This window comes from Salipiger mucosus DSM 16094, from assembly GCF_000442255.1.
GTDB lineage: Bacteria > Pseudomonadota > Alphaproteobacteria > Rhodobacterales > Rhodobacteraceae > Salipiger > Salipiger mucosus.
Genome location: NZ_KE557278.1, coordinates 97,356 through 119,715, shown reverse-complemented (window position 1 = coordinate 119,715; position 22,360 = coordinate 97,356). Strand labels below are relative to the sequence as shown.

Below are 22,360 nucleotides of genomic sequence, written 5' to 3'. Positions count from 1 at the left end.
ATACTGACGAACGGTCTGACCGGCGCCACATGGGCGGAAAATTCCCAAGCTTTTGAGTTGGATCAACAAACCAGCGGCCGCAATATGGCACAGGAGGTGCATGAAACAGGATCTCCGCATCACCCCGGACGAGGGCCTTCCCTCGGACGCCGCGGCGCGAGACGCCACGGACCGCGCCTTTCACGCCATGCTGGGCGGGCTCACCGGTGGGCTGTCGCCCATGGGCCTCGCGACGGCCTGGTTCGACTGGGCGGCACATATGGCGGGCTCGCCCGCGAAACAGGCCGAGCTGCAGGAACGCGCGGTCGCCAACATGGCGGGCGCCGGCCTTTCCACGCTGCGCTGCGCGCTGCGACCCGACACCCCCTGCGCCGAGATGGCCGCCGACCGGCGCTTCCGCGAGCCGGAATGGCAGCGTTTTCCCTACAACGTCTACGCGCAGTCCTTCCTGCTGGTCGAGGACTGGTGGAACGCGGCCACGCAGGGGATCGAGGGCGTGGCGCCCCGGCACGAGGACATGGTCAACTTCGCGGCGCGTCAGGTGCTGGACACGGTCGCACCGTCGAACTGGCCGCTGACCAACCCGGTCGTCGTGGACCGCACCATCGAGGAGCGCGGCGCGAACCTTCTGCGCGGCGCCCGGGCCTGGGCCGCCGACGTGGCGGCGCAGGCGCAGGATCTGCCGCCCGACGCCGATGGCTACATCGTCGGCGAGACCATGGCGATCACCCCGGGCGAGGTGGTCTACCGTAACAGGCTGATCGAGCTCATCCGCTACCGGCCCACCACCGCCACGGTTCGCGCCGAGCCGGTGCTGATCGTGCCGGCCTGGATCATGAAGTACTACATTCTCGACCTGTCGGAGCACAATTCGCTGGTGCGCTACCTGCGCGACCAGGGCTTCGAGGTCTGGATGATCTCGTGGAAGAACCCCGGGGCCGAGGACGCGGACCTCTCGATGGAGGACTACGTCCGGCTGGGGGTACTCGACGCGCTCGACGCCATCGGGCGCGTCGTGCCGGGCCAGAAGGTGCACGCCACCGGGTATTGCCTGGGCGGCACGCTGCTGTCGATCGCCGCGGCCGGCATGGCGCGCGACGGGGACGACCGGCTAGCCTCGCTGACGCTGCTCGCGGCGCAGGTGGACTTCACCGAAGCCGGCGAGATCACGCTTTTCATCGACGACAGCCAGGTCGCCTTTCTCGAGGACATCATGGCGCAGCAGGGCTACCTGCGATCCGACCAGATGGCCGGGGCCTTCCGCATGCTGCGCTCGAACGACCTGATCTGGTCGCACAGCATCCGCGCCTACCTGCTGGGCGAGACCAGCCGCATGAGCGACCTCATGGCCTGGAACGCCGATGCCACGCGGATGCCCGCGCGGATGCACTCGGACTACCTGCGGGAAATGTTCCTCGAGAACCACCTCGCGCTGGGACAGTTCCGCATCGGCGGCCGGCCGGTGTCTCTCGACGACATCGCATTGCCGATCTTCGCCGTGGGCACCGAGCGCGACCACGTCGCGCCCTGGCGGTCGGTCTGGAAGATCTCGCGCTTCACCGACGGGCCGGTGACCTTCCTGCTCACCAGCGGGGGGCACAACGCCGGCATCGTCTCCGAGCCGGGGCATCCGCGCCGCCATTACCGGGTGGGCCCGGTGGCGGGCAACAGCATGCTGGCCGAGACCTGGCGCGACGCGCATGCGCCGGTCGAGGGCTCGTGGTGGCCGGAATGGATCGGCTGGCTCGACGAAAGGTCCGGACCGGGCCGCGAGGCGGTGCAGGACATCGGCGCGGACCTCGGGCCCGCGCCGGGCACCTATGTCTTCGGCTGATCGGCGCCGTCGCCGGGAAAGGCGGCCTTGGCGCCGAGGTCCATCAGACGGCCGGCATGGGCGCGGTAGTCCGTGACCGCCTGCTGGAAGAACTCGGCCTGGATGCCGAAGAACTCGGCGGGGCTGCGGCAATGCAACAGGCGGTGCTGGGCCGCGACCTCGGCCCCGATGCGGGCGGCGAAAAACGACTGGTTCTCGTTCAGCAGGTCGAGCCAGACATCCGCCGCGCCGGTCGCGGCAAAGGGCTCGAGCGTCCAGCGAATGCCCGAGACCGGCGGGCTGGAAGTTCTGCGGGTCATGGCGTCCTCCTCCCCGTCATGTGAGGTTGAAGTCTATCAGGGTCGCGCCGCGCGGGCATTGATACCGATCATGGGCCGCTGACGCAGGCGCGCGCCGAACTGCACGAAAGGGAGCAAGTCATGTCCGACGAGCAGACCGAGGTGATCGCACTCCTCGACGATCCGGCCACGCATGGAGGCGCAGAGGTCACGCACCTGCAAACCCACGGTGCGCATGTCTTTCTCGCGGGCGACGCGGCCTGGAAGATCAAGCGGGCCGTCGCCTACAACTACATGGATTTCTCGACGCTCGAGGCCCGCGAGGCCGCGCTGCGCCGCGAGTTGGAGCTGAACCAGCCCGTCGCGCCGGAGATCTACCACGACGTGGTGCCGATCACCCGCGCGCCCGACGGAGGGCTGCAGGTCGATGGCTCCGGCCCCACGGTGGAATGGCTGCTGCGCATGCGACGCTTTCCGAAGGAGGACGAACTCTCCGCCGTGGCCGAGCGCGGCGCATTGGACGATGCCATGGCCGAGGCGCTGGGGCGCTCCACCGCCGCCTACCACGCCCGCGCGCCGCGGCGCGAGGCGGCAGGCGCGCAGCTCATCGCCGAGATCCTGGACGAGCTCGAGACGGCCTTCGCGGACATGACGGCGGAGCTGGGCGACGACGCGATCCGGGGCTTCGTCACGGCGGCGCGGACGGTTTTCGAGGCGCAGGCGCCGCTGCTCGACGCCCGCGCGGCGGCGGGGCACGTCCGGCGCTGCCACGGCGACCTGCACCTGCACAACATCGTGCTGATCGACGGCCGCCCCGTCCCTTTCGACGCGCTGGAATTCGACGAGACGCTGGGCACCTGCGACGTGCTCTACGATCTCGCCTTCCTGCTGATGGACATGGCCCACCGCGCGCTGCCGCGCGCCGCCTGCATCACGCTCTCGGCCTGGCTGCTGGAGGCTGGGGGCACCGAGGACGCCGGCCTCGCGGCGCTGCCGCTCTTCCTGGCCGTCCGCGCTGCGATCCGGGCCATGGTCGAGGTGCAGACCACCCGCGCGGCGGGCGGGGATGCAGGCGAGGCCCGCCGCTACCTTGAGGAGGCGCGCGGCTTTCTCGCGCCGGCCGCGCCCCGGCTGGTGCTGGTCGGCGGCCTCTCGGGCAGCGGCAAGACGACGGTGGCGCGCGGGCTGGCCCCGCTCCTCGGGCCGACGCCGGGCGCCGTGCACCTGCGCAGCGATACCGAGCGCAAGCGTCTGGCCGGGGTGGCCCCCCTCGAGCGACTGCCACAGGCGGCCTACGATCCGGCGGTCTCGCGCACGGTCTACGACACGCTGATCGCCCGCGCCGAGACGATCCTGCAGGCCGGGCGCAGCGTGATCATCGACGCCGCCTGGCTCGACGCGGAGGCGCGGGACCGGCTGGAGGAACGGGCCGCGCGGCTGGATGTGCCGTTCGCCCGGCTCTGGCTCGAGGCCCCGGCCGAGACGCTGGCCGAAAGGGTCTCGACCCGGCGCGGCGATGCCTCGGACGCCGACGCAGGGGTCGTGCGGGCGCAGCTTGCCGGCGCCAAGGCCCCTGCGGACTGGCCGCGCGTGGATGCAAGCGGCTCGCCACGGGAGAGCCTGGAGCGCGCCGCCCTTCGGCTCGGCCTCTGACATCGATCGGAGCGCCCCAAGATTTTTCGAACAAAAAATCTTGCTCCCCCGCCGGCGCGGTGCAAGTTCACGCCCAGGGCCCGACCCTTGACCTCGCCAACACGCGGCGTTTCAAGGCGGGTCACGGCGGCACAGCCGCAAACCCTTACCGCAAGGACCGGAACCCGCCACGATGACTTTCCCGAGTTCCCACGCCCCCCGGCCCTCCGGAAGGGCCCCGGCATGAGCACAGAGACCCTGCGCGACCGCTTCATCGCCGGCATGGGCCGCGCCGCAGCCACCGTCAACGTTGTCACCACCGATGGTGCCGCGGGGCGCGCGGGCGTGACCGTCTCGGCCATGTCCTCGGTCTCGGCCGACACCGACAAACCGACGCTGCTGGTCTGCGTCAACGAGACCGCCTCGGCCAACCCGCCGATGCGCCGCAACGGGGTCTTCTGCGTCAACGTCCTGCGCGACAGCCAGGCCTATGTCGCCGACGCCTTCGCCGGGCGTTTTCGCGAAGAACTCGCCGACAAGTTCGACTGCGCCGGCTGGCAGGACATGCCCTCGGGGTCACCGGCGCTGGACAACGCCCTCGTGAGCTTCGACTGCCGGATCGTGGCACAGGACCAGGTCGGCACCCATCACGTCTTCTTCGGCGAGGTCCAGTCTGTCACGCTGGGCACGCCCGGCCTGCCGCTGGTCTACGCGCAGCGCGCCTACGGCAGCCCCGCCCGGATCGAAAGCGCCGGCACCCTCGCCGCCGCGCGCGCCGCCGACCGCGCGCTGACGCTCGCCTGCTTTCACACGCTGGGGTCCTGGCTGCTGCCCGAGCTTCTGGCCGGCGGCGATGGCGATCCGCTGCGCCTGATCGAGGGCGACCACCGCCGCGTGACCGAAGCGCTGGCCTCGGGCGAGGCCGACGCCGCCCTTCTGCACGATTTCGAGCTCTCGCCGGACGTGGCGGCCGAGCCCCTGCTCGACCTCGCCCCGCATGTCGCCCTACCGGCCGGGCACCCGCTGGCCGAAAAGCAGGGTATCGCACCGCGCGATCTGGCCGACATGCCGATGGTGCTGCTCGATGCCCCACCCGCCGAAGACCGCTTCCCCGCGCTCCTGCGCGAGGCCGGGGTCGAGCCGCGCATCGCCCTCCGGTCAAGCTCGGCATCCACGGTCCGCGGCCTCGTGGCCCGGGGCCTGGGCTATGCGCTGGTCGCCGCGCGCCCCGGCGCCGCCGACGAGGATGCGCTGGCCCTGCGCCCGCTCGAGACCGAAGGCGGCACCACCCGCGTCATGCTCGCCACCCGCCGGCAGGACGCCGAAAGCCCCCGGAGGGCCCGGCTCCTCGCACGGCTGCGCGCGCATCTCGGCGGCACGGCCTGACGCAAGCCGGCCGAGCGCGGCCGGGTCACTCCTCCTCGGCCCGCTCCGCGAGGTCCTCGTAGCGGCCCATGCGCAGCAGCTTGATCTCGCGCGCGAGTCGCAGCGAGGGCTTAGCCATGAACAGCACGGAGCCGACCGTGAACAGCCAGATCGCCTGGGTCTCGAGGCTCTTCCAGAAGAACAGCACCGAGCCGACGGTAAAGCAGAAGGCCGCGCCGAAATCGACAGAAGTATGCGCCAGTTCGAAGAGCGCATAGACCCGGCGCGTGTCGTCGTTACGGTCGCGGTTCTCGTGTCGGAAGAGCTTCATGACCCGAATCCCCGTGTGCTCCTTTGCGCGAGGCCCGGCTGCAGCGACCCTAGCGCGAAAGCCCGCCGTGCAGCGTCGGCACGTCGAGCGAGGCGAAGCCGTAGTGCCGCAGCCAGCGCAGGTCGGAATCGAAGAAGGCCCGCAGGTCCGGGATGCCGTACTTCAGCATGGCGATACGGTCGATCCCCATGCCGAAGGCGAAGCCCTGCCACTCGTCAGGGTCGATCCCGCCGGCCTGCAGGACCTTGGGATGCACCATCCCCGAGCCCAGCACCTCGAGCCAGTCGTCCCCTTCGCCCACGACGACCGAGCCGTCCTTCCACTGGCACTGGATGTCGACCTCGGCCGAGGGCTCGGTGAAGGGGAAATGCGAGGCGCGGAAGCGCGTCTTCACGGAGGTGCCGAAATAGGCCGAGAAGAACTCCTCGAGCACCCACTTGAGGTTCGCCATCGAGATATCCTTGTCGATGGCCAGTCCCTCGACCTGGTGGAACATCGGCGTGTGCGTCTGATCGTAGTCGGCGCGGTAGACGCGGCCCGGGCAGATGATGCGGGTCGGCGCGCCGCCCGCTTCCATCGAGCGGATCTGCACCGGCGAGGTATGGGTGCGCAGCACGTGCGGCGGGCGGTCATCGCCCTCGGCACGGTGCATGTAGAAGGTGTCCATCTCGGCCCGCGCCGGGTGGTGGCCCGGGATGTTCAGCGCGTCGAAGTTGTACCAGTCGGTCTCGACCTGCGGGCCCTCGGCCACGGAGAAGCCCATATCGGCGAAGATCGCGGTGCATTCCTCCCAGACCTGGCTCACCGGGTGGATGCTGCCCGTCCGGCGCCCCCGTCCCGGCAGCGTCACGTCCAGCCACTCGCCCTTCAGCCGCTCCTCGAGCGCGGCATCCGCCAGCGCCGCCTTCTTGGCCGACAGCGCCGCGTTGATCTCGTCCTTGAGCGCGTTGAGCTTCGGCCCCATGACCTGCCGCTCCTCCGGGCTCATCTTGCCCAGCTCGCGCATCTTGAGGCTGATCTCGCCCTTCTTGCCGACGGCCTGCACGCGCAGGTCCTCGAGCGCGGCCTCGTCGCCGGCGCTGCCGATCAGGTCGATATACTTGTCGCGCAAAGCGTCCATCGCGGGCCTCCGGAGATCGATTGGCGCCTAGCTACCCACTGCGGCGCCGGGGTGCAAGACACCGCCCCGTGCTTCTTCTTGTTCCAAATACGCAAACACCGTCCCGGAACGGCAAAACGCCGCCCGGAAATCCGGACGGCGCTACAAATTCCCGAAAAGCGGGTCGGCTCAGGCCGCGGCGAGCGCGCCCTTGGCCTGGTCCACGATGGCACCGAAGGCCTCGGGCTCGTGCACGGCCAGGTCGGCGAGGACCTTGCGGTCGACCTCGATGCCGGCCCGGGTCAGGCCGTTGATGAAGGTCGAGTAGGTCAGCGACTCGTCGTGCGCGCGGACGGCGGCGTTGATCCGCTGGATCCAGAGCGCGCGGAAGTTGCGCTTGCGGTTCTTGCGGTCGCGCGTCGCGTACTGGTTGGCCTTGTCGACGGCCTGCGCGGCAACCTTGAAGGTGTTCTTGCGACGGCCGTAGTAGCCCTTCGCTGCCTTCGTGATCTTCTTGTGACGGGCGTGGGTGACGGTACCACCTTTGACTCGTGCCATGGTCTCGATCCTCCTCGCTTAGCGGTCGTAGGGCATGAAGCCCTTGACGATCTTCTCGTCGGGCTTGCTGAGGGTCGTGGTGCCGCGGGCGTCACGAATGAATTTCTTGTGGCGCTTGATCATGCCGTGGCGCTTGCCGGCCTGCGCGGCGATCACCTTGCCGCTCGCGCTCACCTTGAAGCGCTTCTTCGCGCTCGACTTCGTCTTCATCTTGGGCATTTCCGTCTCCTTGTACCGGTGTCAGGCGCGACTCGGCATGCCACTACCGGCCGGCCGCGCGGGTCGAGGCGCCCCTATAGTCGCCAGCCTTACGTCATGCAAGTGCATTCTGCGCCGCGTCCCGGTCCACCCGCGGCGCTAGCGGATCAGATCACCGATCACCCCGAACAGCACCCCCGGCAGAGCCGCGAGTTCGTAGCCTCCGGGCTTGTTGACGATGGCGTGCAGGACCAGCGCCAACCCCGCGAGGAGCACGACCGAGCCCACCCGCGGCGCCCGCCGGTCCGACCAAGCCGAGATGATCGCGGGGACCGCGATCACCGCGAGACAAAGGCCGAGAACGAGAAACTGGTCCGGGGTCATGGGCCCTCGCTGCAAAGGGCCGCAGGGTAGCAGCCGGCCGGGACGACGCAAGGCCCGGAGCGGGCAGCATTCCGGCCGGCGGCAGTGTCGCGGGTGGGCAGAGGGCGGCCGGAGCCGCCCGCCCTCACTCGGGGTCGGTCGAGAAGATCAGCCGTTCGTCGCAGGGCGCGACGCGCAGGATGTTGGTCGTGCCCGGCATGTTGAAGGGCACGCCCGCGGTCACGACGATCTGGTCCTCGGTGCCGGCATAGCCCTGCGCCCGCGCGGCGCGCGCCGCGTTGACCACCGCCTGCTTGAAGCGCTCGAGCTCGCCGGTCATCACGCAGTTGGTGCCCCAGGTCAGCGACAGCCGCCGCGCGGTGCCGCGCAGGCTGGTCATGGCGATGATCGGCACGCGCGGCCGCTCGCGGGCCACCAGCGCGGGCGTGTTGCCCGAGGAGGTGAAGCAGCAGATGACCTTGATATTGGCCGTCTCGGCGATCTCGCGCGCGGCGGCGACGATGCCGTCGGCCACGGTGGTGCGCTCGATGTGGCGGCTGGCCTCGAGAATCTCGGTGTAGGTCGGGTCGTTTTCGACGCCGATGGCCACGTTGTTCATCGTCGTGACGGCCTCGACCGGGTAGTCGCCGGCCGCCGACTCGGCCGAGAGCATGATGGCGTCGGTGCCCTCGTAGATGGCGGTCGCAACGTCCGAGACCTCGGCCCGCGTGGGCATCGGGCTCTCGATCATCGACTCGAGCATCTGCGTCGCCACGATCACCGGCTTGCCGGCCGTCCGGCACTTGCGGATCAGGCGCTTCTGGATCGGCGGAACCGCCTGCACCGGCATCTCGACGCCGAGATCACCGCGCGCCACCATGATGCCGTCCGAGGCCTCGAGGATGCGATCGAAGCTCTTGACCGCCGACGGCTTCTCGATCTTCGACAGGATCGCCGCGCGGCCGTCGCAGAGCTTGCGCGCCTCCTCGACGTCCTCCGGGCGCTGCACGAAGCTGAGCGCCAGCCAGTCGACACCCAGCGCCGCGACGAACTCGAGGTCCTTGCGGTCCTTGTCCGAAAGCGCGGCCAGCGGCAGCACCACGTCGGGCACGTTCACGCCCTTGCGATTCGAGATCGTGCCGCCGGCCTCGACGACGCAGTTCGCGAAATCCTCGCCGCATTCCTCGACCCGCAGGCGGATCTTGCCGTCGTTGACCAGCAGGTGCGCCCCGACGCCCAGAGCCTGGAAGATCTCGGGGTGCGGCAGGTGCACGCGCTTGTGGTCGCCCGGCGTCTCGTCGAGATCGAGGCGGAAGGTCTCGCCCCACTCGAGTTCTTCCTCGCCGTTGGCGAATTCACCGACCCGAAGCTTGGGACCCTGAAGGTCGGCCAGGATGGCGATGGGGCTGTCGAGGTCCTTTTCCACCTGCCGGATGGCGCGGTGCAGCTTGGTGATGTCCTCGTGGCTGCCGTGGCTCATGTTGAGGCGGAACACGTCGGCGCCGGCCTCGTGCAGGGTGCGGATCATCTCGTAGGTGTTGCTGGAGGGTCCCAGCGTCGCCACGATCTTGACTTTGCGCAAACGTCTCATGTCGGTCCCCTTCTCCGGCAGGCCGCCCGCCGGATGGTTCAGCTTTAAACGACCCGCGGCGCGGTTATCGCTAACGGCCCCGTCGCGGGTTATTGTCCAATTCCCTTCGCCGCGCAACTCCTCTATGTCATGCGGGGAAATGATGAAGACACCATGACCTACACGCCATACCACGTCGAGGGTGCCGGACGGAAAGGGCGCTTTCTGGTCACCTGCGATCACGCGACGAATACCGTGCCGCCCGATCTCGGGGGAAGCCTGGGCCTGCCCGAAGCGGACATGGCGCGCCACATTGCCTACGATGTAGGCGCCCTTGGCGTCGCCCGCGCCCTGGCCGAGGGGCTGGACGCTCCGCTGGTCTGGGCGGATTTCTCGCGGCTCGTGATCGACCCCAACCGTGGCGAGGACGACCCGACGCTGCTGATGCGCCTCTACGACGGCTCGGTGATCCCGCGCAATCGCGATGCCGGCCATGCCGAGCGCGAGCGGCGGCTGGAGGCCTACCATCGCCCCTACCACGCGGCCATCGAGCGCACCATCGGCGGGCGCGAGGACGTGGCCATCGTCTCGGTCCACTCCTTCACGCGGCAGTTGCGCGGACGGCCGACGCGGCCCTGGCACATCGGCATCCTGCACGCTTGGGACCGGCGGCTCTCGGACCCGCTGATCGCAAGGCTGGACGCCGAGCCGGACTTGACCGTGGGGCGCAACCATCCCTACCCCGGCCACCTGCCGGGCGACGCCATCGACCGGCACGCGCTGCGCCACGGGCGCAACAACACGCTCATCGAGGTGCGCAACGACCTGATCGAGACCGAGCAGGCGCAGGCGCACTGGGGGCAACGGCTGGCCCCGCCGATTGCGGCGGCGCTAGACGAAGTGCCCGACTGAGAGAGGAGGACCGACCATGGACGACCGCACACGCACGGAACTCGAGGCCGCGGCCTTTCGCCGACTGCGTCAGCACCTGATGGAGGACCGCTCCGAGGTTCAGAACATCGACCTGATGAACCTCGCCGGTTTCTGCCGCAACTGCCTGTCGCGCTGGTACATGGAGGCGGCGCAGGAGCGCGGCATCGACATGGACAAGGAGCAGGCGCGCGAGATCTTCTACGGCATGCCCTACGAGGACTGGAAGGCGCAGACCCAGACCGAGGCGGACGACGCCAAGAAGGCCGCCTTCGACAAGGCCTTCCGCGAGAACGTGGGCAAGGACGGCTGACCGGCGCGCCCGGATCTCCTTGAAGCGATCTGAAAATTCGTTGCCAAGGGATTTGGGCGCCTCAACGCCGGTTGTGTACCCAGGCCAGCCGCACGAAGGCGCGTTCGACAAGCGCCATGGCCGGCGCACGCTGCCCGGCCGAGCGGATCGACAGGTCGGTGTCCATCAGCTGGCCCAGCGCCGTCTCGAGCTTGTCGGCGGTCCAGCCCTGGGCCTGCCGCAGCATGCGGTCGCGGCGCGGCCCGAAGAGCGGCGGGCGCAGCTTCTGCACGCCCGCCTGCGGCCCGCCCGGCGCAGAGGCCAGCGCGTAGAGGACGCGGAAGTGGCGCATCGCCATGATGAGCAGCGTTACCGGCGCCACCCCCTGTCCCTCGAGCCGCTGAACCAGCGGCCCGATCTCGGCGCTGCGGCCCTCGGCCACGACGTGCAGGATGTCGTCGAGCTCGGCCTCGATCGAGGCGGGGGCGCAGAGCGAGACCTCCTCGGGCGTGAGCGGAGCGGGGTCGTCCAGCTTGTAAAGCGCGATCTTGTCCAGCACCTGCCGGAAATCGCCTGGCTCGAGCGCGCGGGCCAGCGTCTCGAGCGCGTCCCAGGCGCCGCGGTCGACCTGTTCGAGGCCGGCCTTGGCCAGCGCCGCCTCGATCTCGGCCCGGCCCGGCGGGTCGGAATAGATGCCGATGGCCAGCGCCGCGCGGTCGTTCTCGAAGAGCTTGCGCAACTTCGACTTGGCCGCCAGCACGCCCGCCGTCACGACGATCTGCGCATCGCCCTCGCGCCAATCCTCGAGCGCGGTGCCGATGGGGCCGACGAGTCCGTCGTTCGCCCCCTCGACGAAGGCCACGCGCGGCCCCGGAAAGAACCCCTGCGCCTTGATCGCGTCCAGAAGCATCGCCGGATCGCCGCGAAGTTCGGAGGCCGGAATCCGCGCGAGGCGCATCTCGGCCTCGGCCTCGGGGCCGGCCAGTGCCTCGATCACCTCCGCGCGACGATGGGCCACGCGCATGGCGTCCTCGCCGTAGAGCAGGACCGCCGGCCGCGTCGTGTCGGGCTTGCGGAAATAGGCCTGCGCGTCGCGCCCGGTGAGCTTCATGCCGGCAGCGTCTCGGCGTCGATCAGCAGCCGGTCGATGACCTGGTCGGCGAGCAGGATCATCAGCCGCTCCTCGGCATCGCGCTCGGCGGACTCGGTCGCGACGGTCGAGCCGGTGGCGGAATAGCCGGTGAAGGCGTCGGTCCGCCCCCGGATCAGCGCGCGCTCGCTGCCCGCCTCGCGCAGGACAAAGGCGACCTCGCCCAGCAGGCGGTAGCGCGTGGTCCGCCCGTCGGCGAGCGAGCCCAGCCCCTGCCGCGAGGTCTCGAAGGTGGTCTCCAGCCGGTAGGGTCCCGCAAGCCCCCGGCCCAGCCGTTCCTCGAACCGGCGGTTGAAGACATATTCGTCGGTCGTCTCGGGCTCGGCCAGCGCCACCGCGTCCAGCAGCGCGCCGCCCCCGCCCGAGGTGCCGTAGACCGGCGCAAAGCCGCAGCCCGCCAGCGGCAGGGCAGCCAAGGTCAGCAGAAGGCGTCTCCGATCAGGCGACCACATTTACGATCCGGCCCGGCACCACGATGAGCTTCTTCGGCGCGGCCCCGTCGAGGGTCCGCACCACAGCTTCGTGCTCCAGCGCGAGCTTTTCAACCTCTTCCTTGGGCATGTCCTTTGCGACCGTGATCTCGCCCCGGCGCTTGCCGTTGACCTGAATCGGCAGGGTCACCGTGTCCTCGACCAGCATCGACTCGTCGGCCACGGGCCATGCGGCCTCGGCCACCAGCCCCGCACCGCCCAGCATCTGCCAGAGTTCCTCGGAGAGGTGCGGCGTCATCGGCGCCATGAGCTGCGCCAGCACGCGCGCCGCCTCGCGGCGGACCTCGGCGCCGGCGCGCGACTTGCCCAGCGCGTTGGTGAAGGCATAGAGCCGCGCGATGGCCGCGTTGAAGCCGAAGCTCTCGACCCCGAGGCTCACGTCGCGGATGGCCTTGTGCATCTCGCGCTTGAGCGGCTCGTCCTCCTGCGTGGCGGGGGCGTCGCTTTCGGCGATCTCGGAGACCAAGCGGTAGACCCGGGCGAGGTGCTTGTGCGCGGCCTCGGCGCCGGCGGCGGTCCACTCGACGTCGCGCTCCGGCGGGCTGTCGGAGAGCACGAACCAACGCGCGGTATCGGCGCCGTATTCCGAGATGATGCGGACCGGGTCGACCACGTTGTTCTTGGACTTCGACATCTTGGCCGAGGGGATGACCTCGACCTCGGTGCCGTCCTCGAGGAAGGCACCGCCGTCGCGCAGTTCGACGTCCTCGGGGTAGTGATAGACCGGGCGGTCGTTGGCGCCCTTCGTCTGGAAGATCGCGTGGGTCACCATCCCCTGCGTGAAGAGCGCGTTGAAGGGCTCCTTGCTTTTCTCGGGCAGGTGCCCGGTCAGATGCATCGCGCGAGCGAAGAAGCGCGCGTAGAGCAGGTGCAGGATCGCGTGCTCGATACCGCCGATGTACTGGTCGACGTTCATCCAGTAGTCGGCCTCGGCCATGTCGGTCGGCGTCGTGGCGCGCGGGGCGGTGAAGCGGGCGAAGTACCACGAGGAATCGACGAAGGTGTCCATCGTGTCGGTCTCGCGCCGCGCCGGGGCGCCGCATTTCGGGCAGGCGCAGTCGCGCCAGCTGGGGTGCCGGTCGAGCGGGTTGCCCGGGACCGAGAAATCGATCGGCGTGCCGTCCTCGTCGTAGGGCAGCTCGATCGGCAGGTTTTCCTTCTTCTCGGGCACCACACCGCAGGTCTCGCAGTGGACCACGGGAATCGGGCAGCCCCAGTAGCGCTGGCGCGAGAGGCCCCAGTCGCGCAGGCGGTACTTGGTGACGCCCTGCCCCACGCCCTGCTCTTCGCAGAAGGCGATGGCGGCATCGACGGCCTCGTCGCCGGTCTGTGCCTCCTCGCCCGCAAAGCCGCGGACGTAGCGCACGGTCTCGGCCTTCGGCGGCACGTAGGCCGGCCCGCCTTCGTCGGGCGCGATGAAGGTCCCCTCCTCGCCGGTGGCGGGGCCGAAGACGCTGCGCACCGGCAGGTCGTATTTCCGCGCGAACTCGATGTCGCGCTCGTCATGCGCAGGGCAGCCGAAGATCGCGCCGGTGCCGTAGTCCATGAGGATGAAGTTGGCGATGTAGACCGGCAGCTCCCACGAGGTGTCGAAGGGATGGCGCACGGTCAGGCCGGTGTCGAAACCGCGCTTCTCGGCCTTTTCCAGCTCCTCCTCGGAGGTGCCCATGCGGCGGCACTCGGCCACGAAGTCGGCCACCTCGGAGTTCTCGCGCTCGAGGTGCTTGGCGAGCGGGTGGTCCGGCGAGATGCCCACGAAGCTCGCCCCCATGAGCGTGTCGGGGCGCGTCGTGTAGACCTCGATCCGGTCGAAGCCCTCGGGGGCCTCGACGGTGGAGAAGGCGAACTGCAGCCCGCGCGAGCGGCCGATCCAGTTGGCCTGCATCAGCTTGACCTTGGCCGGCCAGTCGTCGAGCCCATCGAGCGCATCCAGAAGCTCGCCCGAGAAATCGGAGATGCGGAAGAACCACTGCGTGAGCTCGCGCCGCTCCACCAGCGCGCCCGAACGCCAGCCGCGGCCGTTCTCGACCTGCTCGTTCGCGAGCACGGTCATGTCGACCGGATCCCAGTTCACGACGGCGTTCTTGCGGTAGACGAGGCCCTTCTCGAGGAAATCGAGGAAGAGTGCCTGCTGCTGGCCGTAGTACTCGGCGTCGCAGGTGGCGAACATGCGCGACCAGTCGAGCCCGAAGCCCAGCGGCTTCATCTGGTCGACCATCGTGTCGATGTTGCCGTAGGTCCAGTCCTTGGGGTGCCCGCCCGAGGCCATGGCCGCGTTCTCGGCCGGCATGCCGAAGGCGTCGAAGCCCATCGGGTGCAGCACGTTGTGCCCGGTGGCCAGCTTGTGGCGCGCGATCACGTCGCCCATGGTATAGTTGCGCACGTGCCCGATGTGGATGCGCCCCGAGGGATAGGGGAACATCTCGAGCACGTAGTACTTCGGCCGGTCCTCGGTGCGGGTGGCGCGAAAGGTCTGCGCCTCATCCCAGGCGTCCTGCCATTTCTTCTCGATCGTGGCGGGGTCGTAGCGCGACATCTGGTTTTCCTCGGGAAGCGGTGTGGCTCTTTGGGCGCGTGATAGGGCGATGGCGGCCCAGCGTCCAGTGCCGGGCGACATTTCGGCCACCGGGTGGGCAAAAGCGGGCGGGGTCGGGTTTTCTGCCATTGGCCGGGCGGTACGGCTCGTGCCAGAAATATCGTCGACAGGGAGCCGAGATTTCGACGACATGAAAATCCTTTTGATCCACCAGAATTTTCCCGGCCAATACAAGCACCTCGCACCGGCGCTGGTGCAGGCGGGCCACCAGGTCGTGGCGCTGACGCCCAAGGTCAAGCAACCGTCGAAATGGCAGGGCGTGAACGTGCTGCCCTACCAGATCCAGGGCTCGAGCACGAAGGGCATTCACCCCTGGCTGTCGGACTTCGAGACCAAGCTGCTGCGCGCCACCAGTTGCTACCGCGGCGCCAAGGCACTGAAACAGCAGGGGTTCGAGCCGGACGTGATCCTCGCCCACCACGGCTGGGGCGAGAGCATGTTCCTCAAGGACATCTGGCCGCGCGCGCGCCTCGGACTCTACTGCGAGCTCTACCACCTGACGAACGAGACCTTCACCGCCTTCGACCCCGAGTTCATCAAGCAGAACGCCGAGGCCGACCCGCTGCGCATCCGGATGAAGAACCTCAACAACCGGCTGCACCAGGAGGTCATGGATGCCGGCATCAGCCCGACGCGCTTCCAGGCCGCCACCTTCCCGGAGGAATGGCAGGACCGCCTGACCGTCGCGCACGACGGCATCGACACCGATCTCGTGGTGCCGAACCCCGGCGCACGACTCGAGGTGACGGGCGGCCGCGTGCTGACCCGCGAGCACGAGGTCGTGACCTTCATCAACCGCAACCTCGAGCCCTACCGGGGCTACCACGTCTTCATGCGCGCCCTGCCCGACATCCTCAAGCGGCGGCCGAACGCGCAGGTGACGCTGATCGGCGGCGACGAGGTGAGCTACGGCGCAAGGGCACCCGACGGCAAGACCTGGAAGCAGATCTTCATCGACGAGGTGTCGGACCGGATCGCGCCGGAGGACTGGGAGCGGGTGCATTTCCTCGGCCGCGTGCCCTACGAGCGGTTCCTCGCGATGATGCAGGTCAGCCGGGTGCACGTCTACCTGACCTACCCCTTCGTGCTGAGCTGGTCGCTGCTGGAAGCGATGAGCGCGCAATGCGCGATCCTGGCCAGCGACACCGAGCCGGTGCGCGAGGCGCTGACCGAGGACGAGACCGGCTGGATGGTCGACTTCTTCGACCGCGAGGGGCTGGTCGACCGGCTCTGCGCCCTGCTCGACGACCCGGAGACGCGGGCCCGGCTGGGACGTGCCGCGCGCGAGCACGTGGTCGAGCACTACGACCTGCGCAAGAAGTGCCTGCCGCGGCACATCAACTGGGTGGAGCACCTGTCGGGACTGAGCTCACGCCCGCCCCGCGACTGATCGCTCCGGGGCGGCGGCGCCCCGGGAGCCCTGCAAAGACGCCAGCAAATTCCCTGGAAGGAACCTGGCCCGGCTGTGGATCAGAGGCGGCTGTCCTGCTGGCGGAGTTGGCGCGCGCGGGTCAGGATCGCGTCCTCGACCGCGAGCACCGTGGCCGCGGCGGCGGGGCCCGACCGCGTCATCAGCGCCACGTTGAGCGAGCGCGCGTCCAGCGCCGGGTCCGAGATGTAGATCGTCGCGCGGTAGGCGCGGCCACCGCCCGGCGGCGTTCCGAAGCCGGTGGTGATCACGCCGGTGAAGGGATCGACCGACTGCACCGGCAGGAAATCCAGCGTCTCGAGCGCGGCGTTCCAGATGTACTTGTTGACCGCACCGACCTGGCCCGCGTCGGGCTGCGGGCGGAGGATGTCCCAGATCGTCGAGGTCGGGCGCCCGCGATCGCCGTAGATCTCCTGGTCGAGGATCTCGTCGGCCGACCGGGTCTGCACCGGCTGACGCTCTTCGTCGGAGCCGCCGAACCAGCCGCATCCCGACAGCGCAAGCAGTCCGCCGATCATCACGCAGCTCGTCGCGATCCGCTTCATTCCCATGGCCCCAAGCTCCTGCCCGTCCCGTCTGTTACGCCCCCTGCATACGCGCCACCCCGCCGCGCGACAAGTCGTCAATGCCCTTTGTCCGCCGGGCCTTAACGCCGGTTCGGGGCAGCACCTCGGGCACTTGTGGCAATTGCGCATCACTGCAGGGCTTCGTATCGCGGCGCCTCAGTGGCCAGTTGCAAAGAGCCGGTTCGAAGGCGCATAGAAGCCCCATCAAGGCCGGGCTACCCGGATTGGTACGTGCCTTACGAACACATGAGGGAAACAATGAAAAAGATTCTTTTTGCGACCACCGCACTGGTTGCAACCGCAGGCGCAGCCTCGGCTCAAGGCGTTGAGCTCTCCGGCATGGCCGAGATGGGTATCTTCAACCCGTCGACCGAGAACGCCGAAACCCAGTTCCTCACCGACCTGGACATCACCTTCACCATGTCCGGTGAAGCCGACAACGGCCTGACCTTCGGCGCGACCATCGATCTCGACGAAGCGGCAGACCGCACCAACGTCGGCCTGTTCGAAAGCGACGGCGTCCAAGGCGGCGAGAACATGTTCGTGTCCTACGGCGGCGCAACCCTGACCATGGGTGACACCGACGGCGCATACGATGCGATCGTTCCGGAAATGGCACTCGCCGGCAGCACGCTGACCGACGACGAAACCACCCACGCCGGCTTCAACGACGGCTCGTTCCTCGACGGCGGGGTGGCGGGCAGCGACGGCCAGATCGCCCGTTTCGACTACGCATGGAACGGCTTCACCTTCGCACTGTCGGCTGAGCAAGTCGCAAACGGCGCAGACGTGCCGGGCGTTGGCGACACCATCTGGGGCGTTGGTGTGGGCTACACCGGCATGGTCTCGACCGTCGAGATGACCGCTGGTCTGGGCTACCAGGAGCTGGACGACTTCTACAGCGAAACCGGCGTCGGTGTGACCGCAGCCTTCACCAACGGCCTGTCGGTCGGTGCAACCTACACCAAGTTCGACCCCGACATTTCGGGCGTGGACGAGACCGACCACGTTGGTCTGGGCGTTGGCTACGAGATGAACGCTCTCGCAGTTGGCGTGAACTGGGGCAAGTACGACACCGACGGCACCGAGACCTCGGGCTGGGGCCTCGCAGCTGAGTACGACCTCGGCGGCGGTCTCGCAGCCAAGCTCGGCTACGGCAGCAGCGACTTCGCCGGTGCACCCGACGACGACAGCTGGTCGCTCGGCCTGGCGATGTCCTTCTGATCTCTCACGAGATCGACATCAGGGAAGAGCGGGCGTTTCGCCCGCTCTTTTCTTTTTGGGCCGGACGGGATAGCGATTTGCCATGCTTCCGATCTCCGCCCAGCAGAAGACCATGCTGATGCGCCAGGCGCAGACGGCGCTCTCGCGCGGGGATCGCGCGACCGCCCGGCGCGCATTCGGCGACCTCGCCCGGGCCGAGCCGAAACGCCCCGACTTTCCCTACCAGCTGTCGCGCATCGCCTTCGACTCAGGCGACCGGGCCGAGTGCATCGCGCAGCTCGACCGCGCCGTGAAGCTCGCAAAGGGGAACGCCAAGCTGCTCATGGCCGCCGCCGAGCGTTACCGCCACTTTGGCGAGGCCGGGAAGGCGCTCGCGGCCTACGACGCGGTGATCGCCACCGACCCCCGCGCGATCAAGCCGCGCGCGGACAAGGCGCACTACCTGCAGCTGCTGGGCCGCTTCGAGGAGGCGGAAAGGCTCTTCCGCAAGCTCATCCGCCAGCACCCGGAAGAAGCGGAACTCTACCGCATCTTCTTTGCAACCGAGAAGGTCGCCCCGGACGAGCCGCTGCTGCCCGAGATGGAACGGCTCTGGCACGCGCCCGAGTTGACCGACACGCGGCGGCTGCACCTGGGCTACGCGCTGGCCAAGGCGATGGAGGACACGAAGCAGAGCGACCGCGTCTTTGCCTACCTCGACCGCGCCAATGGCTTGCAGCGCAAGGCTGCGCCCTTCGATGCCAAGGCACAGGCGCGCGAGTTCGCGGCCGTGCTTGCCGCTCAGGACAACCTTCCGGCCGAGCCCGCCGGAGAGCCCCTGCCCTCGCGGCCGGTCTTCGTCACGGGGATGCCGCGCTCGGGCACCACGCTGGTGGAGCGCATCCTCGGCGCGCACAGCGCCGTCGCCACCGGTGGCGAGCTGGGTCACGCGATGCGAACGGCCTACCATCTCTTCGGCGCCGGCGAGGCCATGCGTCCGCTCGACCGCGAACCGCCCAAGCGGCTGCGCGCCTTCGCCGAGCGCTACGTGACGCTGGCCCGTCGGGACGCGGGCGATTCCCCGGTGATCACCGACAAGTCGATCCTCTGCCACCTGATCTTCGGACTGCTTCACCACGCCCTACCCGGCGCGCGGATCGTCGTGGTGCATCGCGATCCGCGCGACATCGCGCTGTCGATCTACAAGAACCACTTCACCACCGGCACCCACCGCTACGCCACCGACCTCGCGGACATCGCCGAAGCCATCAAGCGCTTCCGCCGCAACGTGGCGCACTGGAAGGCGAAGCTGCCCGGCGTGCTGCACGAGATCCACTACGAGGACCTCGTGACCGAGCCCGAGGCGCAGTCGCGCGCGCTGGTCGCGGCGGCGGGCCTCGACTGGGAGGACGCCTGTCTCGACTTCCACAAGGGCACGGGACAGGTGAAGACACTCAGCGTGAGCCAGGTCCGCCAGCCGATCTATCGCGGCTCGGCACAGGCCTGGCGCAAGTACGAGGCCGAACTGGCCCCCTTCATCGAAGCCTGGGGAGACGATCCATGGGACTGAGCGAGATTCGCGAACGCGTGGCCAAGGCCGAACGCGATGCCGGCCGGGCCGAGGGCTCGGTCAACCTCATTGCCGTGAGCAAGGTGCAGCCGCTGGCGCGGGTCGAGGCCGTGTTGCAGCAGGGCCATCGCCTCTTCGGCGAGAACAAGGTGCAGGAAGCGCGCGACAAGTGGCCCGATTTCATGGAGCGCTACGACGGCGTCGATGTGCATCTCGTGGGGCCGCTGCAGACCAACAAGGCGCGGCAGGCGATGGAGCTCTTCTCGGCCATCCACTCGGTCGACCGGCCGAAGCTGGCCAAGACGCTGGCCCGCCTCGCGCAGGAGACGGGCGGCTGCCCGGACCTCTTCGTGCAGGTCAACACCGGCGAGGAAGAGCAGAAGGCCGGCGTGCTGCCCGCCGAGGCCGACGCCTTCATCAAGGAGGTGCGTGACATGGACCTGCCGCTGAAGGGCCTGATGTGCATTCCGCCGGTCGAGGAGACGCCCTCGCTGCATTTCTCACTGCTTGCGAAGATCGCCGAGCGCAACGGGCTCGAGGGCCTCTCGATGGGCATGAGCGCCGATTTCGAGGAGGCCATCGCGCTCGGCGCGACGCATGTGCGCGTGGGCTCGGCCATCTTCGGGGAACGCGACTACGGCTGAGCCGCGCCCGCGCGGTCAGCTCTCGGTGAGTTTCAGCTCGATCCGGCGATTCTGCGCCCGCGCCTCGGGCGTGTCCTCGGAGTTGATCGGCTGGTACTGGCCAAAGCCGTTGGCCGAGAGCCGCTCGGGCGGGATGCCGAGGAAGTTCACGAGGTAGCGCACCACCGATAGCGCCCGCGCCTGGCTGAGTTCCCAGTTGTCGGCAAAGCGCGCGCCGGGGCGCAGCGGGATGTCGTCGGTGTGGCCGTCGACGCGCAGTACCCAGTCGATACCCTCGGGGATCTCCTCCATGACCGTCCGCAGAATGCCGGCGATCTTGGCGATCTCGTCGCGGCCGGCGTCCGACAGCTCGGCCTCGCCCGGGGCAAAGAGCACCTCCGAGGAAAACACGAAGCGGTCGCCCTCGATTCGGATGCCCTCCTGGTTGCCGACGACCTCGCGCAGGCGTCCGAAGAATTCCGAGCGGTAGCGTTCCAGGTCCTCGGCCTGCGCCTCCAGCCGGGCGCGTTCGGCCTCCTCCAGCTGGCGGCGGCGGCGTTCCTCCGCGGCCGCGCGCGCCAGCGCGGCGTTCAGCTCGGAGCCGAGGTTCTGCAACTGCACATCGGCCGCAGCGTCGCGGTCGCGCGCGTCGTCGAGCAGCGCCTGCAGCTCGCCCAGCTGGTTGCGTAGCGCCGAGACCTGGCGGTTCAGCAGCTCGGTCTGCTCCTGCGAGCGGTCGGCGCGCGCCTCGGAGGTCTCCAGCTGTTCACGCGCCTGCGAGAGCAGCGCGGCGCGTTGCTCTGCCTCGTCGAGGCGATCCTCTGCGCGCTGCTCGGCCGCCTTCTGCGCGGCCAGCGCGGCGGCGAGCCGGTCGCGCGTCTCCTCGGCGCTGGTTTCGGCATCGAGCCGCGCAGCCAGTGCCGAGGCCAGGCGTTCCTCGAGCGAGCGGGCGTCATCGGTGCGCTCGGCCGCGCGAGCCTCGGCCTCGGCCAGCTGCTGGCGCAGGGTCGCGATCACCGTGTCCTTGTCGCCGGCCTGCGCTTCGGTGCTCTCGATCTCTTCGGTGAGGCTGGCGTTGCGGTCGCGGAGTTCGGCCAGCCGCTCTTCCAGCCCCTCGGCCTCGCTGACACGGGCCAGCGCGGCCGCAAGGCGGGCCGACAGGTCCGAAAGGCGCGTCTCGGCCGTGTCGGCACGGTCGCGCGCGGCGGCAAGGTCATCCTCGACGTCGGCCCGCGCCGCGCGTTCGTCGGCCAGCGCGGCCTGCGCGCCTTCGATCGCGGCGGCCGACTCCTCGCGCTCCGAGGCCAGCTGCGCCTCGGTCTCGGCCAGTTCGTCGGCCTGCGCGTCGATCCGGCCCTGCAACTCCTCGGCACGCTGTTCACCTTCCAAAAGCGCGGCGGCAAGCCGGGCGTTCAGGTCGTTCTCGGCCTCGCGTGCGGCGGCCAGCAGGGTCAGCGTCTCCTCGGCGCGCTTGCGCTCCTGTTCCAGCGCCATGGTCATGGCGGTCAGCTCGCTGTCGGCCTCTTCCAGCCGCTTGCGCAGGGCGGCAGCAGCCTCGGATTCGGCAAGGCGCTGCGCCTCCTCCTCGCTGAGCGCGCTTTCGAGGTCGTCGACCTCGCCTCGCAGGCCAGCCAGCGTGTCCGACTGCTCGGCGCTCTGCGCGCGCAGGTCCTCGACAAGCGCCTGAAGGGCTTCGCGACGGGCAGCGGCAAGGCGCGCGGCCTCTTCCTGCGCGTCGACCTCGTCGCGCGCCTGCGCCAACGCGAGGTCCAGCGCGTCACGCTCCGAGATCAGCTCGGCGCGGGCCGACTCCAGGTTTTCCTGCGTGGCGGTCAGTTCGCTCACCTGCTCGCGCGCCGAGTCGCGCTGCGACAGCAGCGTGGCGACCCGGTCCTCGAAGCTCGCGATGCGCGCCTCGGCATCCTCGAGCGCGGCGGCCTGCCGGTCGCGCGTCGAGGTCAGGGCCGAGATGATGTTCTGCTGTTCCGACAGGCGCGTCTCACTGTCCGACAGGGTCGTTTCCAGCTCGCCAAGCTGGTTGGTCAGCGCGGCGTTGCGACGCTCCTGCACGCCCAGGGCGCGGGCCAGTTCCGCCACCTCGGAGGAAAGCGAATCGAGCTCGGTCTCCTGCCCCGATATGGTTTCGTTCAGCACGAACTGGATGACCATGAAGATGGTCAGCACGAACATCAGGACCAGCAGCAGGCCGGTCATGGCATCCACGAAGCCGGGCCAGATATTGGCCTGGAAGCGCGTCCCGGTGCGCCGCGCCAGCGACATGG

At 69.1% G+C, this 22,360-nt stretch carries 21 protein-coding genes; 9 read left to right on the top strand and 12 right to left on the bottom strand.

The genetic code is table 11. The annotated features are described in order from the left end of the window. The first annotated feature begins 100 nt into the window (after positions 1 to 100). Positions 101 to 1,834: a PHA/PHB synthase family protein gene (locus SALMUC_RS16200; protein ID WP_020038553.1), complete on the top strand. Its 1,734-nt coding sequence runs from the start codon at positions 101 to 103 to the stop codon at positions 1,832 to 1,834. Here SALMUC_RS16200 and SALMUC_RS16195 read toward each other — a convergent pair. Further along, positions 1,819 to 2,133: a phasin family protein gene (locus SALMUC_RS16195; RefSeq protein ID WP_020038554.1), complete on the bottom strand. Its 315-nt coding sequence runs from the start codon at positions 2,131 to 2,133 to the stop codon at positions 1,819 to 1,821. The two genes, SALMUC_RS16200 and SALMUC_RS16195, sit on opposite strands and share 16 nt — an antisense overlap. A gap of 120 nt (positions 2,134 to 2,253) precedes the next feature. Between SALMUC_RS16195 and SALMUC_RS16190 the strand changes: the two genes are divergently transcribed. Then, a complete protein-coding gene (locus SALMUC_RS16190) occupies positions 2,254 to 3,765 on the top strand; it encodes a bifunctional aminoglycoside phosphotransferase/ATP-binding protein (RefSeq protein WP_020038555.1) in 1,512 nt (503 codons plus the stop codon). 222 nt (positions 3,766 to 3,987) lie between these two features. Continuing rightward, positions 3,988 to 5,130, top strand: a complete 1,143-nt coding sequence (locus SALMUC_RS29045; RefSeq protein ID WP_020038556.1) for a flavin reductase — start codon at positions 3,988 to 3,990, stop codon at positions 5,128 to 5,130. Positions 5,131 to 5,155: 25 nt separating this feature from the next. Here SALMUC_RS29045 and SALMUC_RS16180 read toward each other — a convergent pair whose 3' ends face one another. The 6 genes from SALMUC_RS16180 to pyk all read right to left on the bottom strand — a co-directional run bounded on the left by SALMUC_RS16180 (position 5,156) and on the right by pyk (position 9,249). After that, positions 5,156 to 5,440: a YrhK family protein gene (locus tag SALMUC_RS16180; RefSeq protein WP_020038557.1), complete on the bottom strand. Its 285-nt coding sequence runs from the start codon at positions 5,438 to 5,440 to the stop codon at positions 5,156 to 5,158. Between the two features lie 49 nt (positions 5,441 to 5,489). Next, on the bottom strand, positions 5,490 to 6,560 hold the full coding sequence (pheS, locus tag SALMUC_RS16175; RefSeq protein WP_020038558.1) for a phenylalanine--tRNA ligase subunit alpha: 1,071 nt from the start codon (positions 6,558 to 6,560) through the stop codon (positions 5,490 to 5,492). Between the two features lie 168 nt (positions 6,561 to 6,728). Beyond that, positions 6,729 to 7,097 carry a 50S ribosomal protein L20 gene (gene rplT / locus SALMUC_RS16170; protein WP_020038559.1) on the bottom strand — a complete coding sequence of 123 codons (369 nt, stop codon included), beginning with the start codon at positions 7,095 to 7,097 and terminating at the stop codon, positions 6,729 to 6,731. Between the two features lie 18 nt (positions 7,098 to 7,115). Further along, on the bottom strand, positions 7,116 to 7,316 hold the full coding sequence (gene rpmI, locus SALMUC_RS16165; protein WP_020038560.1) for a 50S ribosomal protein L35: 201 nt from the start codon (positions 7,314 to 7,316) through the stop codon (positions 7,116 to 7,118). 138 nt (positions 7,317 to 7,454) lie between these two features. Further along, the gene (locus SALMUC_RS16160) at positions 7,455 to 7,679 is read right to left on the bottom strand and encodes a hypothetical protein (protein WP_020038561.1); all 225 of its coding nucleotides are present in this window, start codon (positions 7,677 to 7,679) and stop codon (positions 7,455 to 7,457) included. A gap of 124 nt (positions 7,680 to 7,803) precedes the next feature. Continuing rightward, a complete protein-coding gene (pyk, locus tag SALMUC_RS16155; RefSeq protein ID WP_021120517.1) occupies positions 7,804 to 9,249 on the bottom strand; it encodes a pyruvate kinase in 1,446 nt (481 codons plus the stop codon). 153 nt (positions 9,250 to 9,402) lie between these two features. On the opposite strand from pyk, the gene SALMUC_RS16150 reads away from it, so the two are divergent. Further along, positions 9,403 to 10,140, top strand: coding sequence for an N-formylglutamate amidohydrolase (locus tag SALMUC_RS16150; protein ID WP_020038563.1), 738 nt, complete (start codon positions 9,403 to 9,405; stop codon positions 10,138 to 10,140). 16 nt (positions 10,141 to 10,156) lie between these two features. Then, positions 10,157 to 10,471 carry a DUF1244 domain-containing protein gene (locus SALMUC_RS16145; RefSeq protein ID WP_020038564.1) on the top strand — a complete coding sequence of 105 codons (315 nt, stop codon included), beginning with the start codon at positions 10,157 to 10,159 and terminating at the stop codon, positions 10,469 to 10,471. 61 nt (positions 10,472 to 10,532) lie between these two features. Here SALMUC_RS16145 and holA read toward each other — a convergent pair whose 3' ends face one another. Genes holA through leuS form a run of 3 tightly spaced genes read right to left on the bottom strand, consistent with a single transcriptional unit; the run spans position 10,533 to position 14,627 of the window. Further along, complete coding sequence (gene holA, locus SALMUC_RS16140; RefSeq protein WP_020038565.1) at positions 10,533 to 11,561, bottom strand: DNA polymerase III subunit delta; 1,029 nt, start codon at positions 11,559 to 11,561, stop codon at positions 10,533 to 10,535. Next, complete coding sequence (gene lptE / locus SALMUC_RS16135) at positions 11,558 to 12,052, bottom strand: LPS assembly lipoprotein LptE (RefSeq protein ID WP_020038566.1); 495 nt, start codon at positions 12,050 to 12,052, stop codon at positions 11,558 to 11,560. The genes holA and lptE overlap by 4 nt, the downstream gene beginning before the upstream one ends. Next, the gene (leuS, locus tag SALMUC_RS16130; protein ID WP_020038567.1) at positions 12,039 to 14,627 is read right to left on the bottom strand and encodes a leucine--tRNA ligase; all 2,589 of its coding nucleotides are present in this window, start codon (positions 14,625 to 14,627) and stop codon (positions 12,039 to 12,041) included. The genes lptE and leuS overlap by 14 nt, the downstream gene beginning before the upstream one ends. 190 nt (positions 14,628 to 14,817) lie before the next feature. Here leuS and SALMUC_RS16125 point away from each other — a divergent pair, with 190 nt between their 5' ends. Then, positions 14,818 to 16,077 carry a glycosyltransferase gene (locus SALMUC_RS16125; RefSeq protein ID WP_020038568.1) on the top strand — a complete coding sequence of 420 codons (1,260 nt, stop codon included), beginning with the start codon at positions 14,818 to 14,820 and terminating at the stop codon, positions 16,075 to 16,077. 80 nt (positions 16,078 to 16,157) lie between these two features. On the opposite strand, the gene SALMUC_RS16120 is transcribed toward SALMUC_RS16125, so the two are convergent. Beyond that, complete coding sequence (locus SALMUC_RS16120) at positions 16,158 to 16,667, bottom strand: DUF3576 domain-containing protein (RefSeq protein ID WP_020038569.1); 510 nt, start codon at positions 16,665 to 16,667, stop codon at positions 16,158 to 16,160. 273 nt (positions 16,668 to 16,940) lie between these two features. On the opposite strand from SALMUC_RS16120, the gene SALMUC_RS16115 reads away from it, so the two are divergent. The 3 genes from SALMUC_RS16115 (at position 16,941) to SALMUC_RS16105 (ending at position 20,099) form a co-directional block, all read left to right on the top strand. Further along, positions 16,941 to 17,906, top strand: coding sequence for a porin (locus SALMUC_RS16115; RefSeq protein WP_020038570.1), 966 nt, complete (start codon positions 16,941 to 16,943; stop codon positions 17,904 to 17,906). An 82-nt stretch (positions 17,907 to 17,988) separates the two neighbouring features. After that, entirely contained in the window at positions 17,989 to 19,455 is a 1,467-nt protein-coding gene (locus SALMUC_RS16110; protein WP_020038571.1) for a tetratricopeptide repeat-containing sulfotransferase family protein, read from the top strand. Continuing rightward, complete coding sequence (locus SALMUC_RS16105; RefSeq protein WP_020038572.1) at positions 19,446 to 20,099, top strand: YggS family pyridoxal phosphate-dependent enzyme; 654 nt, start codon at positions 19,446 to 19,448, stop codon at positions 20,097 to 20,099. Before SALMUC_RS16110 ends, SALMUC_RS16105 begins: the two co-directional genes overlap by 10 nt. 15 nt (positions 20,100 to 20,114) lie before the next feature. Here SALMUC_RS16105 and SALMUC_RS16100 read toward each other — a convergent pair whose 3' ends face one another. Further along, positions 20,115 to 22,358, bottom strand: a complete 2,244-nt coding sequence (locus SALMUC_RS16100; RefSeq protein WP_020038573.1) for a peptidoglycan -binding protein — start codon at positions 22,356 to 22,358, stop codon at positions 20,115 to 20,117. Positions 22,359 to 22,360: the final 2 nt, after the last annotated feature.